Genomic DNA, 1410 nt, shown 5'->3' on the forward strand with positions numbered 1-1410 from the left:
GGCAGGTAGGTTTTTTCCGGGTTTCTTGCAGAAACCTGGCGGGCAAAGGCATTGAGTGTTTCAGTTGTTGTTGTTTGCCAGTCTCCGATGGAACTGGATGGATTGGTTTTAATGGTATCGCTGATGTATTTGGCAGGGCTACACTTAATGCTCACCAAATAGATAAAATGGTGGAAATAATGAGGAAGCACGAACTTCTTATTTTGGTTGGCCTTGGCTTTATTAATATAAGTTATGCCGGTTCACAAATAACGGAAAGTGATTGTGAGTTTCTATACACTCCTGCTGATACGTTCTGGTATTTTACTCCTGCCAGTGATCCTTCGACTGTCGTAGGGGCCCAATGTTCTCTTTGCAATTACAATGACATGGATTGTCCTGTTGGGAGGCATCATCGGTGTTGTCTGACTATTGCCGGTGCCAGTAAAACGTTTGATACAGACTATTTTGGTGGTGTTAGTACCTTCACTAAAGGCTGGAGGTTGTATAAGCATTACTCAACCAAAGCTGAGCTCTTCCGGGACGTTAATAAAGGCGAGCTCAGGAAGGGATATGAAAAATGTATGAGTGAGTAATAGTCCTGAGAGAATTTCCGATAAGCGTCTGTCTTGCCCCACCCGAAAAGATTTTAGAAAGCATCCCTGCGGATTTCACCTGATGGGTGGTTTTTTACAGAGACACCATTTTGGCTCATTGCGTTTTGGCTCATGGCGTTGCAATCCTTCCGAAGCAGGGCTTTGCAGGCATGAAATCTGAGTGAAATATTCAGTACAAAAAAGCCCCTCAAAATTGATAAGGCTATACTTACCACTCGCCGAAAAGATGGCATGGTGAAAGTGATGAAGAAGTACGAGCTGCTTTTTTTGTTTTGCATTGGTTTTATCAATGTAAGTTATGCCGGCCCGCAAATCACCGGAGGTGACTGTCAGCATCTATACACCCCGTCAGATACATTTTGGTATTTTACGCCTGAAAATCCATATACTGCCGCAGGGGCTCAATGCGCCCTTTTAAAAGAGTACGATGTGTCTTGTCCGGTTGGGAAGCATAATTCTTGTTGCCTGATTATTGCCGGAGACAAGAACACACCAGATACAGATTATTACGGCGGCGTTAGTGTTCTTCTTAGCGGAAGGTGGCTGGTGTATAAAGATTACTCAACCAAAGCTGAACTCTTCCGGGACGTCAACAAAGGCGAGCTTAGAAAAGCCTATGAAAAATGTATGAATGAATCATAGGCCTGAGAGGCTATCCGGTAAGCACTTTTCCTGCCCCCCATCTAATTATTGGAAAACACTTCAGTTGACATCCTCCCCCACTGATTCAAGAAATCAGAGGGGGATTCCCATGGGGGCGCCTAGCAGCCTGTCGGACTTAAGCGTCCGTAGCGAGGATTGCAAGAAATTGAGG

2 protein-coding genes are annotated in these 1410 nt (G+C 44.8%); both read left to right on the top strand.

Annotated features, from left to right (window positions below; all coding sequences use genetic code 11):
- Positions 1–179 precede the first annotated feature (179 nt).
- Positions 180–575, top strand: a complete 396-nt coding sequence (locus KDK19_RS21625; RefSeq protein WP_257292923.1) for a hypothetical protein — start codon at positions 180–182, stop codon at positions 573–575.
- 264 nt (positions 576–839) lie between these two features.
- Positions 840–1238 carry a hypothetical protein gene (locus KDK19_RS21630; protein ID WP_257292924.1) on the top strand — a complete coding sequence of 133 codons (399 nt, stop codon included), beginning with the start codon at positions 840–842 and terminating at the stop codon, positions 1236–1238.
- The last annotated feature ends 172 nt before the right edge of the window (positions 1239–1410 follow it).

It is taken from the genome of Endozoicomonas sp. ONNA1 (assembly GCF_024606325.1).
Lineage (GTDB): Bacteria > Pseudomonadota > Gammaproteobacteria > Pseudomonadales > Endozoicomonadaceae > Endozoicomonas_A.